14 protein-coding genes are annotated in these 16,193 nt (G+C 50.4%); 5 read left to right on the top strand and 9 right to left on the bottom strand.

Annotation, left to right across the window (positions count from 1 at the left end; all coding sequences use genetic code 11):
- Positions 1–90 precede the first annotated feature (90 nt).
- Positions 91–507 (top strand): ribonuclease E inhibitor RraB, encoded by a 417-nt coding sequence (gene rraB, locus BGE37_RS14050; RefSeq protein WP_000002953.1) that lies wholly within the window; start codon positions 91–93, stop codon positions 505–507.
- A gap of 144 nt (positions 508–651) precedes the next feature.
- Here the strand turns inward: rraB and BGE37_RS14045 are convergent, their stop codons facing one another.
- Complete coding sequence (locus BGE37_RS14045; protein ID WP_001059402.1) at positions 652–1,155, bottom strand: GNAT family N-acetyltransferase; 504 nt, start codon at positions 1,153–1,155, stop codon at positions 652–654.
- A 192-nt stretch (positions 1,156–1,347) separates the two neighbouring features.
- On the opposite strand from BGE37_RS14045, the gene BGE37_RS14040 reads away from it, so the two are divergent.
- Positions 1,348–2,544, top strand: a complete 1,197-nt coding sequence (locus tag BGE37_RS14040) for a YjgN family protein (protein WP_000079650.1) — start codon at positions 1,348–1,350, stop codon at positions 2,542–2,544.
- 53 nt (positions 2,545–2,597) lie between these two features.
- On the opposite strand, the gene valS is transcribed toward BGE37_RS14040, so the two are convergent.
- The 3 genes from valS to pepA form a co-directional block, all read right to left on the bottom strand.
- Positions 2,598–5,453, bottom strand: coding sequence for a valine--tRNA ligase (gene valS, locus BGE37_RS14035; protein ID WP_046082035.1), 2,856 nt, complete (start codon positions 5,451–5,453; stop codon positions 2,598–2,600).
- Positions 5,453–5,896: a DNA polymerase III subunit chi gene (gene holC / locus BGE37_RS14030; RefSeq protein ID WP_000786399.1), complete on the bottom strand. Its 444-nt coding sequence runs from the start codon at positions 5,894–5,896 to the stop codon at positions 5,453–5,455. Before holC ends, valS begins: the two co-directional genes overlap by 1 nt.
- 161 nt (positions 5,897–6,057) lie before the next feature.
- Positions 6,058–7,569 carry a leucyl aminopeptidase gene (gene pepA, locus BGE37_RS14025; RefSeq protein WP_000397144.1) on the bottom strand — a complete coding sequence of 504 codons (1,512 nt, stop codon included), beginning with the start codon at positions 7,567–7,569 and terminating at the stop codon, positions 6,058–6,060.
- Positions 7,570–7,722: 153 nt separating this feature from the next.
- Here pepA and ytgA point away from each other — a divergent pair, with 153 nt between their 5' ends.
- The 3 genes from ytgA (at position 7,723) to lptG (ending at position 10,018) form a co-directional block, all read left to right on the top strand.
- A complete protein-coding gene (gene ytgA / locus BGE37_RS25630) occupies positions 7,723–7,773 on the top strand; it encodes a protein YtgA (protein ID WP_211180521.1) in 51 nt (16 codons plus the stop codon).
- Between the two features lie 62 nt (positions 7,774–7,835).
- Positions 7,836–8,936: an LPS export ABC transporter permease LptF gene (gene lptF, locus BGE37_RS14020; RefSeq protein ID WP_000584114.1), complete on the top strand. Its 1,101-nt coding sequence runs from the start codon at positions 7,836–7,838 to the stop codon at positions 8,934–8,936.
- Positions 8,936–10,018 (top strand): LPS export ABC transporter permease LptG, encoded by a 1,083-nt coding sequence (gene lptG, locus BGE37_RS14015; RefSeq protein WP_001295681.1) that lies wholly within the window; start codon positions 8,936–8,938, stop codon positions 10,016–10,018. Before lptF ends, lptG begins: the two co-directional genes overlap by 1 nt.
- A gap of 160 nt (positions 10,019–10,178) precedes the next feature.
- Here lptG and BGE37_RS14010 read toward each other — a convergent pair whose 3' ends face one another.
- The 5 genes from BGE37_RS14010 to idnD form a co-directional block, all read right to left on the bottom strand.
- Positions 10,179–11,681 carry a helicase HerA-like C-terminal domain-containing protein gene (locus BGE37_RS14010; protein ID WP_032185790.1) on the bottom strand — a complete coding sequence of 501 codons (1,503 nt, stop codon included), beginning with the start codon at positions 11,679–11,681 and terminating at the stop codon, positions 10,179–10,181.
- A 77-nt stretch (positions 11,682–11,758) separates the two neighbouring features.
- A complete protein-coding gene (gene idnR, locus BGE37_RS14005; RefSeq protein ID WP_001348245.1) occupies positions 11,759–12,757 on the bottom strand; it encodes a DNA-binding transcriptional regulator IdnR in 999 nt (332 codons plus the stop codon).
- Between the two features lie 66 nt (positions 12,758–12,823).
- A complete protein-coding gene (idnT, locus tag BGE37_RS14000) occupies positions 12,824–14,143 on the bottom strand; it encodes a gnt-II system L-idonate transporter (protein WP_105288122.1) in 1,320 nt (439 codons plus the stop codon).
- Between the two features lie 64 nt (positions 14,144–14,207).
- Positions 14,208–14,972, bottom strand: a complete 765-nt coding sequence (gene idnO, locus BGE37_RS13995; RefSeq protein ID WP_000998702.1) for a gluconate 5-dehydrogenase — start codon at positions 14,970–14,972, stop codon at positions 14,208–14,210.
- Positions 14,973–14,995: 23 nt separating this feature from the next.
- On the bottom strand, positions 14,996–16,027 hold the full coding sequence (gene idnD, locus BGE37_RS13990) for an L-idonate 5-dehydrogenase (protein ID WP_001197418.1): 1,032 nt from the start codon (positions 16,025–16,027) through the stop codon (positions 14,996–14,998).
- Between the last annotated feature and the right edge of the window lie 166 nt (positions 16,028–16,193).

Raw genomic sequence — 16,193 nt, 5'->3', positions numbered from 1 at the left:
CTAAAGCATAAATCTTTATCACAAAGGTGGAGGCAATGTCAGTGGTGTGTGACAATAAGAGTATCGGCAGGACATTAAGAGGAATGAGCCATGGCAAACCCGGAACAACTGGAAGAGCAGCGTGAAGAGACACGTCTGATTATTGAAGAATTACTGGAAGATGGCAGCGATCCAGATGCGCTGTACACCATTGAGCACCATCTTTCCGCAGACGACCTTGAAACGCTGGAGAAAGCAGCGGTAGAAGCGTTTAAACTCGGATATGAAGTCACCGATCCGGAAGAGCTGGAAGTTGAAGATGGTGATATCGTGATTTGCTGCGACATCCTCAGCGAATGCGCCCTGAATGCCGACCTGATTGATGCTCAGGTGGAACAACTGATGACGCTGGCAGAGAAATTTGACGTCGAGTATGACGGTTGGGGCACTTACTTTGAAGATCCTAACGGCGAAGATGGCGACGATGAAGATTTTGTCGATGAAGACGATGACGGAGTTCGCCACTAATTAAGCGTAGCGCATCAGGCCCAGGTAGTTCCTGCAACCTGGTGAATTTGTTGCCCGGATAAGGCATTCATGTCACATCCGGCATAAACAAAACGTACGTTGTTAATGTTCGAATGCCCGCGAGTTGAACACGCGGGCATTTTTTTAGAGTTCGCGCAACATCCGCACTTCACAATCGACATGGCCCGTGCAGCCAAGCGCATAGTCGATATGCTCAAAGCCCAAGTGCTCATAAAGCGCAATGGCTTCCTTTAAAAAAGCTGTCGTTTCCAGATAGCAGCGTTTGAAACCCATCTCTCGCGCCTGCTCCATCGCCATTAAGGCCAGTTTTTTTGCCAGCCCTTTGCCGCGGATAGCCGGAAGAAAATACATCTTTTGCAGTTCGCAAATGTCCGACTCACTCCCGGTTAATGGCGCTATCCCACCGCCGCCGACCACTTCACCCTCGTACTCAACTACCCAATATGCATGGCCAGGCTGACTATACACTTGATACAGCTCGTCAAGATTCGGATCGGCGACGGTGTAGCCTTTATCAGCGGTAAGACCGTATTCGGCGGATACCTGACGAATGACGCGGGCGATAGCAGGATTATCCTGCAGCGTCAGGCGACGCATTACAGGTGATTGCGGCGCAATGTTATTCATAGTTTAACCCAATAAAAATAAAGTAATTATACATTTGTTTAATACCACTCTCTTCTTACGTGCGCAAGCGACTTATAAAGTAATAAAGTTTTTGCCAGCCTATTACTGATAAGAGTATTGTAACGTGGCAGAACATTTTACTGTCTGTATATATAAGTTATATCAATGGATTTTTTAATTCAGGGATTTTTTATGGCTCAAGTTATTAATGAAATGGATGTTCCGTCCCATTCGTTTGTTTTTCATGGTACAGGTGAGAGGTATTTTCTTATTTGTGTGGTGAATGTGTTGTTAACGATTATAACGTTAGGTATCTATTTACCATGGGCATTAATGAAATGTAAGCGTTATCTTTATGCTAATATGGAAGTTAACGGACAACGATTTTCTTATGGAATTACCGGTGGGAATGTTTTTGTTAGTTGTCTTGTTTTTGTTTTTTTCTATTTCGCAATCTTAATGACAGTGTCAGCAGATATGCCGCTTGTTGGTTGTGTTTTGACTTTGTTACTGTTGGTTTTGCTTATATTTATGGCAGCAAAAGGACTGCGTCATCAGGCCTTAATGACCAGTCTCAACGGCGTAAGATTTAGTTTTAATTGCTCTATGAAAGGGTTCTGGTGGGTGACCTTTTTCTTGCCGATTTTAATGGCCGTTGGGATGGGGACTGTTTTCTTTATCTCGACAAAGATGCTACATGCCAATAGTTCAAGTAGTGTTATTATATCTATGGTTCTGATGGCAATAGTTGGTATTGTTTCCATTGGTATTTTTAATGGTACTTTATATAGTCTGGTAATGAGTTTTCTCTGGAGCAATACCAGTTTCGGTATACATCGTTTCAAGGTGAAATTAGATACTACGTATTGTATAAAATATGCCATTCTCGCATTTTTAGCTTTATTGCCTTTTCTCGCTGTTGCTGGTTATATTATCTTCGATCAAATATTAAATGCGTATGATAGTTCTGTATATGCAAATGATGACATTGAGAATTTACAGCAATTTATGGAAATGCAACGTAAAATGATAATCGCGCAGTTAATCTATTATTTTGGGATTGCTGTTAGCACCAGTTATTTAACGGTGTCGTTGCGAAACCATTTTATGAGCAACCTGTCACTGAATGATGGGCGTATTCGTTTTCGCTCAACTTTAACGTACCACGGTATGCTTTATCGCATGTGTGCGTTGGTGGTGATATCCGGGATTACGGGCGGTCTGGCTTATCCACTGTTGAAAATATGGATGATTGACTGGCAGGCAAAAAATACGTATTTGCTGGGCGATTTGGATGACCTTCCTTTAATCAATAAAGAAGAACAACCAGATAAAGGCTTCTTAGCCAGTATTTCTCGGGGAGTTATGCCTTCTTTACCATTTCTGTAAGAGATAAAAAAGGCCGGAGCATGCTCCGGCCTTCGTTTTCATCACGGTGTTGATTACAGCGCGGCGATAACAGCCTGCTGTTCAATCAGTTTCGCTTTCGCTTCCGCATAACCTTCCAGCTTCTCACGCTCTTTCGCGATGACCGCTTCTGGTGCGCGCGCTACAAAGCCTTCATTCGCCAGTTTGTTCTCGATACGGCTAATTTCGCCTTCGATCTTCGCCACTTCTTTTGCCAGACGCGCCAGCTCATCTTCTTTGTTAATGAGGCCTGCCATCGGGATCAGCAGTTCTGCACCATCGACGATCTTAGTAACAGAAACCGGACCTTTGTCATCGGCAGGCAGCACGGTGATGCTTTCCAGACGCGCCAGCGTTTGCAGGAAGCCACGGTTTTCATTTACGCGACGTTCTGCATCCGCGCTGCAACCACGCAGCAGCAGCTCCAGCGGTTTACCCGGTGCGATGTTCATTTCTGCACGGATGTTACGTACCGCAACGATCGCCTGCTTCAGCCACTCGGTGTCGGCCAGTGCGGCTTCATCGACCTGAGACGCATCGTACTGCGGGAACGGCTGCAGCATGATGGTGTCGGCAGTGATTCCGCAAAGTACTTTCACACGCTGCCAGATGGTTTCGGTGATGAACGGAATGATCGGATGCGCGAGGCGCAGCAGACCTTCCAGTACAGTCACCAGCGTATGGCGAGTACCGCGCAGTTCGGCTTCTGTTCCACCGTTCATTACCGGCTTGGTCAGCTCCAGATACCAGTCACAGAACTGGTTCCAGGTGAATTCATACAGAATGCCGGCGGCGATATCGAAGCGGAAGCTGTCCAGCGCTTCGCGGTACGCTTTGATAGTCTGGTTGAACTCCGCCAGAATCCAGCGGTCCGCCAGCGACAGCGTCATTTCGCCGCCGTTGAAGCCGCAATCCTGACCTTCTGTGTTCATCAGCACAAAGCGGCTGGCGTTCCACAGCTTGTTACAGAAGTTACGGTAGCCTTCCAGACGCTTCATATCCCAGTTGATGTCACGACCGGTAGAAGCCAGCGCCGCCAGGGTGAAGCGCAGCGCGTCAGTACCGTGCGGCTCAATGCCGTTCGGGAACTGCTTCTCGGTGCGCTTACGGATTTTGTCCGCCAGCTGCGGCTGCATCATATTGCCGGTACGTTTTTCCAGCAGTTCCGGCAGCGAAATACCGTCAACCATATCCAGCGGGTCAATCACGTTACCCTTGGATTTGGACATCTTCTGGCCTTCGTCATCACGAATCAGGCCGGTCATGTAAACGGTGTGGAACGGCACCTGCGGTTTGCCATTTTCATCTTTGATGAAGTGCATGGTCATCATGATCATGCGGGCAATCCAGAAGAAGATGATGTCGAAACCAGATACCATCACGCTGGTTGGGTGGAACTGGCGCAGTGCGTCGGTGTTTTCCGGCCAGCCAAGGGTAGAGAAGGTCCACAGTGCGGAGGAGAACCAGGTGTCGAGAACGTCTTCGTCCTGACGCAGGGCAACATCAGCACCGAGGTTATTTTCTTTACGCACTTCGTCTTCGTTGCGGCCAACATAAACGTTACCCGCGTCGTCGTACCATGCCGGGATACGGTGACCCCACCACAGCTGACGAGAGATACACCAGTCCTGAATATCGCGCATCCAGGAGAAGTACATGTTTTCGTACTGCTTCGGTACGAACTGAATGTCGCCGTTCTCAACCGCTTCAACCGCCGGTTTCGCCAGCACGTCGGCACGTACGTACCACTGGTCGGTCAGCATCGGTTCGATAACCACGCCGCCACGGTCGCCGTAAGGAACGGTCAGGTCGTGCGGTTTAATTTCTTCCAGCAGGCCGAGTGCGTCAACCGCGGCAACGACCGCTTTACGCGCAGCAAAACGCTCGAGTTTCTGGAACTCTGCCGGGATTTCGCTGGAATAAACGTCAGATTCGTTACCTTTGGTATCGAACACCTGGGCGCTTTCACGGATATCACCGTCAAAGGTCAGGATGTTGATCATCGGCAGGGCGTGACGTTTACCGACTTCATAGTCGTTAAAGTCGTGCGCCGGGGTGATCTTCACGCAGCCAGTGCCTTTTTCCATATCGGCGTGTTCGTCGCCAACAATCGGAATACGACGGTTAACCAGCGGCAGAATGACATATTTGCCAATCAGATCTTTGTAACGCGGATCTTCCGGGTTAACGGCCACGCCGGTATCGCCCAGCAGGGTTTCCGGACGGGTAGTCGCAACCACCAGATAATCTTTACCGTCTGCGGTTTTCGCGCCGTCAGCCAGCGGATAGCGGATGTGCCACATCGAACCTTTCGATTCGCGGTTTTCCACTTCCAGGTCAGAGATTGCGGTACGCAGTTTCGGGTCCCAGTTTACCAGGCGTTTACCACGGTAAATCAGGTCTTCTTTATACAGACGAACGAAAACTTCTTTCACCGCATTGGACAGGCCTTCGTCCATCGTGAAGCGTTCGCGCTCCCAGTCGACGGAGTTACCGAGACGACGCATCTGACGGGTAATGGTGCCGCCGGATTCCGCTTTCCATTCCCAGATTTTGTCGATGAAAGCTTCGCGGCCGTAGTCGTGACGGGTTTTACCTTCTTCTGCGGCAATCTTGCGCTCAACTACCATCTGGGTAGCGATCCCGGCGTGGTCAGTACCGACCTGCCACAGGGTATTTTTACCCTGCATACGCTGATAGCGGATCATGGTATCCATGATGGTTTGCTGGAAGGCGTGACCCATATGCAAACTGCCGGTGACGTTCGGCGGCGGGATCATGATGCAGAAACTTTCCTGGCTTTCATCGCCATTAGGCTTAAAGTAGCCCTGCTTTTCCCAGTGCTCGTAAAGCGGCTGTTCGATATCTTGTGGGTTGTATGTCTTTTCCATTATTTCCAGGTTGCCGTATTCAGGTTGAAACCAGCCACGCGGTAGGCTTTATAGCGTTCGCGCGCCAGTTGTTTCAGAGAATCTTCATAAGGAACGAAGTCTACCACTTCTGTGAAAGCGGTGGCAAAATCTGCAAAGCTTGTTCGCAGACTAATCAATATATCGCGCGGGCTGCTGCTACGCTTTTGTGGCCAGGCGATCTCCACCGGCGCACCGCCGCGCGGTCCTTCTCCCGCTAAATTATGCGGAACAAAGCTTTCTGCCGGACGCGCCCACAGGGCTTCATCCAGTCGGTAAGCCTGCTTTTCATCTTCACAAGCGATGAGCACGCGCTTACCGCTGCGCCAACGTTCTGCGGCAATTTCACACACCAGTTGCTCAACGGCGCTTAAGCCATCGACGGTGGTGTCATTGTCCAGAAGATAGAACGTCGCGTTTTTCATAAATGGGGCTTCTTGTGGTGGATTTAAATACACATCAGATAAACGCCGAATTGCCTGATGCGACGCTGTCGCGTCTTATCAGGCCTACGGGTCCGGTACTCTGTGTAGGTCGGATAAGGCATTCACGCCGCATCCGACAATAACAACACAGCCTGATGCAATTACTCTTCGCCGTTAAACCCGGCGCGGTTGAGCAGGAACTGTGCCAGCAACGCCACCGGGCGACCGGTTGCGCCTTTTGCTTTACCAGAACGCCAGGCGGTACCGGCGATATCCAGGTGTGCCCAGTTGTACTTACGGGTAAAGCGCGACAGGAAGCAACCTGCGGTAATCGCCCCGCCAGGACGACCGCCAATGTTCGCCATATCGGCAAAATTGGACTCCAGCTGTTCCTGATACTCGTCACCCAGCGGTAAACGCCATGCGCGGTCACCGGATTGTTCAGATGCAGCAATCAGCTCATGGGCCAGCGGATTGTGGTTCGCCATCAGACCGGTAATGTGATGGCCCAGCGCGATAACGCAGGCACCGGTCAGCGTCGCCACGTCAATCACCGCTTCCGGCTCAAAACGCTCAACGTAAGTTAACACATCGCACAGTACCAGGCGGCCTTCGGCGTCGGTATTCAGCACTTCTACGGTTTGACCGGACATGGTGGTTAACACATCGCCCGGACGATAGGCACGTCCGCCAGGCATGTTTTCGCAGCCTGCCAGCACGCCAATAACGTTAATCGGCAGTTGCAGCTCCGCGACCATACGCATCACGCCGTAAACCGCCGCCGCACCGCACATATCGTACTTCATCTCATCCATGCCTTCTGAAGGCTTGATGGAGATACCGCCGGAGTCGAAGGTTAAACCTTTACCCACCAGCACGATTGGGCGAGCATCTTCCGACGCGTTGCCTTTGTACTCAATCACCGACATCAGCGATTCGTTCTGCGAACCCTGACCGACCGCCAGATAGGAATGCATCCCCAGCTCTTTCATCTGCTGTTCGCCGATAACGCGGGTGATGACATTCTTGCTGTAGCTGTCAGCCAGCTGGCGCGCCTGAGAGGCGAGATAAGCGGCGTTACAGATATTCGGCGGCATATTACCGAGATCTTTCGCTGCTTTTATCCCGGCGGCAATCGCCAGACCGTGCTGGATCGCGCGCTCACCGCTAGTCAGTTCACGGCGGGTCGGCACGTTGAAGACCATCTTACGCAGCGGGCGACGCGGTTCGCTCTTATTCGTTTTCAACTGATCGAAACTGTAGAGCGTCTCTTTTGCTGTCTCGACAGCCTGACGCACTTTCCAGTAGTTGTTACGGCCTTTAACGTGCAGTTCAGTCAGAAAGCAGACCGCTTCCATCGAGCCAGTATCATTCAGCGTATTAATGGTTTTCTGAATAACCTGCTTGTACTGACGCTCATCCAGCTCACGTTCTTTGCCGCAACCAATAAGGAGGATGCGTTCAGAAAGCACGTTTGGCACATGGTGCAGCAACAGTGTCTGCCCCGGTTTTCCTTCCAGTTCGCCCCGACGTAGCAGGGCGCTGATGTACCCATCGCTGATTTTATCGAGCTGTTCTGCAATCGGAGAAAGGCGACGTGGTTCGAAGACGCCCACGACGATGCAGGCACTCCGCTGTTTCTCCGGGCTACCGCTTTTTACACTAAACTCCATGCACTACGCTCCTGAATCTTAAAGACAACGGCGGTGGCTACAGATAGAATTGCAAGCTTTCGTAACTCATGTCCGCTGTTGCGATGACTTCGTGTTAATCTTAACGTTATTACGGCATTGGCACGTCAGAACAAAATCTGAGAGGTGAATCCGTTGAGTATAATTATCTTAGCGACGATTTCGACGACTCAAGAGAATAAATGACGTTTAAGCCATGAAACAAGCTAAAATCCTGCAAAAGACGAGTTTTTACGGGCGTATTTAAAGTGATAATCATAAGATATCTGGTGCGGGAGACGCTCAAAAGCCAGCTGGCGATACTCTTCATCTTGCTTTTGATCTTCTTCTGTCAAAAGTTAGTGAGGATCCTCGGCGCAGCGGTTGACGGCGATATTCCGGCGAATCTGGTGCTCTCCCTTCTCGGGTTGGGCGTGCCGGAAATGGCGCAGCTTATCCTGCCATTAAGCCTGTTCCTCGGGCTGCTGATGACGCTGGGCAAACTGTATACCGAAAGTGAAATTACGGTAATGCATGCCTGCGGCTTGAGCAAAGCGGTTCTGGTGAAAGCGGCAATGATCCTTGCGGTATTCACGGCAATCGTCGCGGCGGTTAACGTGATGTGGGCGGGACCGTGGTCATCGCGACATCAGGATGAAGTGTTAGCAGAAGCGAAAGCGAACCCTGGCATGGCGGCGCTGGCGCAAGGGCAATTCCAGCAAGCGACTAATGGCAGCTCGGTGCTGTTCATCGAAAGCGTTGACGGCAGCGATTTCAAAGATGTGTTCCTCGCGCAAATTCGACCAAAAGGTAATGCACGTCCTTCTGTGGTGGTGGCCGATTCCGGACATTTAACCCAGCTGCGCGACGGCTCCCAGGTCGTCACTCTCAACCAGGGAACGCGCTTCGAAGGCACTGCACTGTTACGCGATTTCCGCATTACGGACTTCCAGGATTATCAGGCGATCATTGGTCACCAGGCGGTGGCGCTCGACCCGAACGATACCGACCAGATGGACATGCGCACATTGTGGAACACTGACACCGATCGTGCCCGCGCAGAACTGAACTGGCGTATCACGTTGGTATTCACCGTGTTTATGATGGCGCTTATGGTCGTTCCGCTGAGCGTGGTTAACCCGCGTCAGGGGCGCGTACTGTCGATGCTGCCAGCCATGCTGCTGTATCTGTTGTTCTTCCTGATCCAGACCTCCCTGAAATCGAACGGCGGTAAAGGTAAGCTGGACCCGACGCTGTGGATGTGGACCGTAAACCTGATTTATCTGGCTTTGGCGATTGTTCTCAACCTTTGGGACACCGTGCCGGTCCGCCGCCTGCGCGCCAGTTTTTCGCGTAAAGGAGCGGTGTGATGCAACCTTTTGGCGTACTTGACCGCTATATCGGTAAAACTATTTTCACCACCATCATGATGACGCTGTTCATGCTGGTGTCGCTGTCGGGCATTATCAAGTTTGTCGATCAGCTGAAAAAAGCCGGGCAGGGGAGTTACGACGCGTTAGGCGCAGGAATGTATACCTTGCTGAGCGTGCCGAAAGATGTGCAAATCTTCTTCCCGATGGCGGCCCTGCTGGGTGCATTACTTGGGTTGGGGATGCTGGCACAGCGCAGCGAACTGGTGGTCATGCAGGCTTCTGGTTTTACCCGTATGCAGGTGGCGCTGTCGGTGATGAAAACCGCCATTCCGCTGGTCTTGTTGACGATGGCGATTGGCGAATGGGTCGCACCGCAGGGCGAGCAGATGGCGCGTAACTACCGTGCGCAGGCGATGTACGGTGGCTCGTTGCTCTCTACCCAGCAAGGCTTATGGGCAAAAGATGGCAACAACTTCGTCTACATTGAGCGGGTTAAAGGTGACGAAGAGTTAGGTGGCATCAGTATCTATGCCTTTAATGAGAATCGTCGTCTGCAATCTGTACGCTATGCCGCTACCGCGAAGTTTGACCCGGAACATAAAGTCTGGCGTCTGTCGCAGGTTGATGAATCTGATCTGACCAATCCGAAACAGATCACTGGTTCACAGACGGTGAGCGGTACCTGGAAAACCAACCTCACGCCGGACAAACTGGGCGTGGTGGCACTGGACCCGGATGCCCTCTCCATCAGTGGTTTGCACAACTATGTGAAGTATCTGAAGTCGAGCGGTCAGGATGCCGGACGTTATCAGCTCAACATGTGGAGCAAAATCTTCCAGCCGCTATCCGTGGCGGTGATGATGCTGATGGCGCTGTCGTTTATCTTTGGCCCACTGCGTAGCGTACCGATGGGCGTGCGTGTGGTCACCGGTATCAGCTTCGGTTTTGTCTTCTACGTACTGGACCAGATCTTCGGCCCGCTGACGTTGGTTTACGGCATCCCGCCGATTATCGGCGCGTTGCTGCCAAGCGCCAGCTTCTTCTTAATCAGCCTGTGGCTGTTAATGAGAAAATCGTAACCTGATGAACGAATAAAGGGAGCGAAAGCTCCCTTTATTATTGTTAGCAAAGTGTGCTTCGTTCATGCCTGAAAAATCATGAAAATTCAATATATTGCAGTAGTGTAGGCATGATAAGGCGCGCCAGCGTCGCATCAGGCAAAGACAAATCGCACCTGACTTACCTTCTTCTCCCCCCCAGCAAACTCCCCAGCACACCACGCACAATCTGATTCGTCACCTGGCGGGCGGCGCTTTTCGCCATTGTTTGCACCACACCATCTTTCTTCCCGCCGCGTGGTCCGGTAGTGCCAAACAAAATATCCTTCAATCCACCAAGAATACCGTCATCCACCGCCACCTCTTTCCCTTTCGCGGGAGGATTATTTTGCTGCTCGGTACTGGCCTGAAAGCCTTTTTGCAACATTTCATAGGCGGATTCCCGGTCCACGTCATCCTCGTACTTGCCATACACCGGGGAGTGATTAATCAGGCCGTTACGCTCATCTTCCGTCACCGGCCCCATTCGTGAACAGGGGGCAATCACCATCGCCCGTTCCACCACTGAAGGGCTTCCTTTCGCATCGAGAAACGAGATTAACGCCTCGCCGGTCCCCAGTTCCTGAATCGCCTTTTCGGTATCAAACGCCGGATTGGCCCGCATGGTTTGCGCCGCAGCTTTTACTGCTTTCTGATCTTTGGGCGTAAAAGCCCGCAAAGCGTGTTGAACGCGATTACCGAGCTGCCCGAGCACATTATCCGGAATATCTGACGGGTTTTGCGAAACGAACCAGACGCCCACGCCTTTTGAGCGAATAAGCCTTATCACCTGCTCAATCTTATCCAGCAGTACCTGCGGTGCATCGTTAAACAGCAGATGTGCTTCGTCGAAGAAAAACACCAGTTTTGGTTTCTCCAGATCGCCCGCTTCAGGCAATTGTTCATATAACTCTGAAAGCATCCACAGCAGGCTGGCGGAGTACAGTTTCGGCATCTGATAAAGCTTCTCGGCGCTGAGGATATTGATAACGCCTTTACCGTTGGTATCGCTACGCATCCAGTCTTTGATATCCAGCATCGGCTCACCAAAGAAGTGTGCTGCGCCTTGCTGTTCCAGCGATAACAGCCCGCGCTGGATGGCACCAACCGATGCGCTACTGATATTACCGTACTGATTCTGGAAGGATTTGGCGTTATCGCCGATGTACTGGGTAATCGCCCGCAAATCTTTAAAGTCGAGCAGCAACAGCCCCTGATCGTCAGCAATGCGGAAGATAATATTCAGCACGCCAGATTGCACATCGTTGAGATTCAACAGTCGCGCCAGCAACAGCGGCCCCAGGTCTGAAACCGTCGCCCGCACCGGATGGCCTTTCTCGCCAAAGATATCCCACACCACCACCGGATTAGCATGTGGTTGCCAGTCATTGACGCCGATATTTTTAAGCCTTGCGAGCAGTTTTTCCGAAGATGTACCTTCCTCCGCTACTCCCGTTAAATCACCTTTCACATCGGCCATAAACACCGGAACACCGATTTCCGACAATGACTCTGCCAGTTTTTGCAGCGTAACGGTTTTACCCGTCCCCGTTGCGCCAGTAATCAGCCCGTGACGGTTAGCCATTCCCGGCAGTAAAAACAGTTCTGTGTCCGGCGTGCGGGCAATTAACAGGGGTTCGCTCATGAGATATCCTCCAGTTTCCTGCCTGGAGTATAGGCAACGTCCGGCAAAGAGAATACGTGTAATGAAGAGAAAATAACCTAAAGCGTGTTACCGTGATAAATCTGATACCCGAGGTCAACAGTGTTGTGGTTGTGATCGTTATTTTTAATTTTGCTCAGCAACATTTGGGCGGCCATCCGACCAATATCAAAACGGGGAGTAATTACGCTGGCGAGGCTTGGGATCATTTGCCTGCCAATCTCCAGCCCATGAAAACCCGCAATGGAAATTTGTTCTGGCACGGCGAGGTTTCGCTCGCGGCACAGCAGAAGCGCACCCATCGCAATATCGTCATTGGTGCAAAATACACCGTCTAAATCCGGGGTTGCGCTAAGGGCATCACGCATTAATTGCATTCCTAAATGAATGGATGAGATGGCGCGTGGATTCATGCGTAACGGGGAAAGATTATGCAGCATCATCGCATCGCAATACCCCTGATAACGCTGTTCATCGCGGGTGTCATCTTTGGAACCGAGATACAGAATTTTGCGCCTGACTCGCTTATCCAGCATGGTACACACCATGTCAAAAGCGGCCTGCCGATTATCAAAACCGACCTCCATATCCAGCCGTTCTCCCTGTACATCCATCAATTCCACGACCGGAATGGTGGCTGAACGCAGAAATTTCACCGTCCTGATGGTGTGATATTTTTCCGAAAGAATAATCCCGTCAATGTTATAAGAGAGCAGGTTAATCACCGACTCTTCTTCGGAATCGCGATCGTAATTGTAATTAGCAATAAGGGTCTGATAATTATGCTCAGAGGTGACGGATTCTATTCCCGCGAGAATGTCAGCGAAGAGTTGATTTTGAAATGACGGAATCAAGATACCGAGGGTATAACTTTGTGCATTCAACAACATGCCGGGAGCGCGATTAGGGATATAATTGATCTCTTCCATAATTTTGGCGATGCGCTCGCCTGTTTCCTTTGCCACCTTTTTCGGCGAGCGGATATAACGACTCACGGTCATTTTTGTTACGCCAGCCAGCGTAGCGATATCCTGTAAAGAAATTCTGTGATTGCGCATAACTTCTCCCAACGTCGGGGGAATCTTCAATCTTCCCCCGAAACTACATCACAATATTTTATTCTTTCAGTGCAATACGGCGTTAATGGCTAACACGCCCAGCAAACCCATAATAGAAATAAGGGTTTCCATCACCGTCCAGGTACGCAACGTTTCACCAACCGTCAGATTAAAATACCCTTTAAATAGCCAGAAGCCAGGGTCGTTTACGTGTGACGCGATCACGCTGCCCGCACCGGTTGCCAGTACCATTAAAGCGGGATCGGCATGGGTAACGTTGATAATCGGCAACACCACACCCGCGGTGGTAATGGCCGCGACGGTGGCAGAGCCCAGAGCGATACGCAACAGCGCCGCAACAGTCCAGCACATCAATAACGGCGAAAGTGTAGTTCCGGTCATTAAGTGTGAAATATACTGCCCGACACCGCTATCTACTAATACCTGCTTAAACGCGCCGCCGCCAGCGATAATAAACACAATCATCGCGATAGCGCCTATAGAATCCCCAATGATATCCATGATTTGCTCGATGGTGCGTCCATTACGTCGGCCCAGTGTGAAAATCGCAATAACAATGGCAATAAACAGCGCAACGGCAGGGTTACCGACAAATTCAAAGAAGAGGCGCGCGGTGTTAGTTTTCGGTAACGTAATTTCACAAACGGCGGCGATAGCCATCAGGATGACCGGGATCACGGCAGCGAAAATACTGTTCCAGAAGGAGGGCATCTCCTCTTCGCTAAACAGATGAGGATTAAATAAGCCTTCCGGTGGTGCTTTCTCAAAGCGAGTTAGCAGTTTAGAAAACAGCGGTCCTGCGACAATAACTGTCGGAATGGTAATGATAAATCCATACAGTAAAGTCGTTCCGAGATTAGCCTCAAAGATAGTCGCGATGGCAGTAGGCCCTGGATGTGGCGGCAGAAAACAGTGGGTTACAGAGAGCGCTGCTACCATTGGTACGCCAACATACAACAGGGGTAATCCTGATGATGCTACGATGGTAAATACCAACGGCAACAGCAGGACAAAACCCACTTCAAAAAACATGGCGAGGCCCACAACCAGACCGGTGATCACTAGCGCCCATTGCACGCGTTTTTTACCAAAAGTAGCAATCAGCGTAGTGGCGATACGTTGTGCCGCACCCGTATCAGAAATCAGCTTGCCTAACATGGCCCCGAAACCGAGGATCATTGCCAGCCCGCCGAGCGTGCTGCCGATACCATTTTGTATAGAGTGCAGGACGGCCTGTGCATCCATCCCTTCGGCAAATCCGACGACGGCAGCTACCAGAACGAGGGCAATAAAGCCGTTAACTTTAAAGCCGATCATCAGGATAAGAAGCAGCGCGACGCCTGCCGCAATAATGATTAATGGCATAGTCTTTATCTCTTATTAGTGCCAGAAAAGCAGCGCTTTCGCGCTGCACGTAGGGTAGTAGGTGTTAAACAGCCACTAACATGCCGCCATCAACAAACAACAGGTGGCCGTTTACGAAATCAGAGGCTTTTGAAGAAAGGAACACCGCAGCACCAATCAGTTCCTGCGGATCTCCCCAGCGTGCGGCGGGGGTCCGTTTGCACAACCAGGCGGTGAAGGCTTCGTCCTCAACCAGTGCTTTAGTCATTTCTGTTTTGAAATAGCCCGGCGCAATACCGTTGACCTGAATATTGTGGCGCGCCAGCTCGACGCACATGCCGCGGGTGAGCATTTTTACCGCCCCTTTCGATGCGGCATAAGGGGTGATGGTGTCACGTCCCAGTTCGCTTTGCATCGAGCAAATATTAATAACTTTACCTGCCTTGCGTTCAACCATGTGACGAGTTACCGCTTGCGACACCAGGAACACGGCGGTCTGGTTTACTGCGATCACATCATTCCACTCTTGTTCAGGGAACTCAGTAAAAGGATGACGGCGCTGGATACCGGCGTTATTCACCAGCACATCAATGGGGCCGATGTCCTTTTCGATATGTTCAACGGCGGCATCAATTTCATGTTTATGAGTAACATTAAAAGGTGCGGCAACGGCCTGAATACCCTCCTGGTGGAGTTTTTTTACAGCAAGTTCTGCGCGTTCGGCAGTAATATCATTAATAATTATTTGTGCGCCATATTTACCCAGGCCGGTTGCCAGTAAAAAGCCAATGCCCTGTGCTGAACCGGTAATCAAGATATTTTTTCCTGCCAGTGAAAATAGATCGTTCATTGTATTATTCCTTTATTTATCTCTTAGAAAACAAGCTGGACTTTTGCTGCCTGGGTTTTATCACCGGCGAAACGTAGCGCCTCTTCCAGGTCAGTGAAGGGATATTCAGCACTCAGTAAAGGCAGTGGATTGATAACGCCATTCGCCAGCCATGACACTGCGGTATTAAATTCGCTGGTAAAACGGAAAGAGCCTTTGAGTGAAATCTCCTTACCAATCAACGTCATCATTGGGAATTCTGCCATCGCGCCTCCCATACCTACCTGCACCATTACGCCGCGTGCACGAGTGACCTCCAGACAGGTATTCACTGATGAAGGATGACCGGACACTTCAAAGCTGACATCGAAATAGCCTTTTTCCGCTTTCCAGTGATCCATGTCGTCGTTTTGTGGGTTTACGAGCACATCCGCCCCCATCTCTTTGGCCAGCAAAAGGGAACGGGGACTCACATCGGCACAGACAATTTCCGAGGCCCCCAGTGTTTTCACAGCACTGACAATCAGGCAGCCAATGGGCCCAACACCGGAAATAAATACTCGCTTGCCCTGTAACTCGCCGGCCTGATGTGCGGCATGAATCGCGACGGCTAAAGGTTCGGCAAAAGCCATAACCTTTTCGTCAGCTTTGGCCGGATAAGGGACACATTGCGACGTTTCGACCATTTTATAACGGGTAAAGCCACCATCAACATGAGGGAAATACATGGCACTGCCAAAAAAACGCATCTCTGTACACTGATTCTCGTTATGTTCAATGCAGTATTTGCAGTGACCGCAAGGTTTAGACGGATTAATGGCTACCGTTTGCCCTTCATGTAATTCTGATGAGTCGCTATGAATAACTTTACCGATAACTTCATGACCTAACACCATCGGTGCCTTTATCATGAAATTACCTACTTTTCCTTCCTGATAATAATGTAAATCGGAACCGCAAATTCCACCTCGGGTTATTTGTACTAATGTTCCATTATTATTCCAATCTATCGTCTGCTCGGTAACGGCAACAGTTTTCTTGCCCGCAACAACGCAGGACTGTGTTTTCACTTGCATAAATTCCTCACTGGTCAGGTAGACACCTCGGAAGCATTTAAGCGGTTTTAATTGTCATTATTTGTGATGAAGATCACGTCAGAAAATTGTTACATTACTATGTTACGCATAACGTGATGTGCCTTGTAATTCTTATCAACAGAAATAAAAAAACGTGAAATTATTA

This window comes from Escherichia sp. MOD1-EC6300 (genome assembly GCF_002965045.1).
In the GTDB taxonomy this organism is placed as follows: Bacteria; Pseudomonadota; Gammaproteobacteria; order Enterobacterales; family Enterobacteriaceae; genus Escherichia; species Escherichia coli_F.
This window is presented reverse-complemented; position numbering and strand designations above follow the sequence as displayed.

Bases quoted from the DNA above. Each gene is read 5' to 3' on its own strand.
- idnD (WP_001197418.1), bottom strand. From the start codon at position 16,027: ATGCAAGTGAAAACACAGTCCTGCGTTGTTGCGGGCAAGAAAACTGTT.
- pepA (WP_000397144.1), bottom strand. From the start codon at position 7,569: ATGGAGTTTAGTGTAAAAAGCGGTAGCCCGGAGAAACAGCGGAGTGCC.
- BGE37_RS14040 (WP_000079650.1), top strand. From the start codon at position 1,348: ATGGCTCAAGTTATTAATGAAATGGATGTTCCGTCCCATTCGTTTGTT.
- BGE37_RS14010 (WP_032185790.1), bottom strand. From the start codon at position 11,681: ATGAGCGAACCCCTGTTAATTGCCCGCACGCCGGACACAGAACTGTTT.
- lptG (WP_001295681.1), top strand. From the start codon at position 8,936: ATGCAACCTTTTGGCGTACTTGACCGCTATATCGGTAAAACTATTTTC.
- rraB (WP_000002953.1), top strand. From the start codon at position 91: ATGGCAAACCCGGAACAACTGGAAGAGCAGCGTGAAGAGACACGTCTG.
- holC (WP_000786399.1), bottom strand. From the start codon at position 5,896: ATGAAAAACGCGACGTTCTATCTTCTGGACAATGACACCACCGTCGAT.
- idnO (WP_000998702.1), bottom strand. From the start codon at position 14,972: ATGAACGATCTATTTTCACTGGCAGGAAAAAATATCTTGATTACCGGT.
- valS (WP_046082035.1), bottom strand. From the start codon at position 5,453: ATGGAAAAGACATACAACCCACAAGATATCGAACAGCCGCTTTACGAG.
- BGE37_RS14045 (WP_001059402.1), bottom strand. From the start codon at position 1,155: ATGAATAACATTGCGCCGCAATCACCTGTAATGCGTCGCCTGACGCTG.
- idnT (WP_105288122.1), bottom strand. From the start codon at position 14,143: ATGCCATTAATCATTATTGCGGCAGGCGTCGCGCTGCTTCTTATCCTG.
- idnR (WP_001348245.1), bottom strand. From the start codon at position 12,757: ATGCGCAATCACAGAATTTCTTTACAGGATATCGCTACGCTGGCTGGC.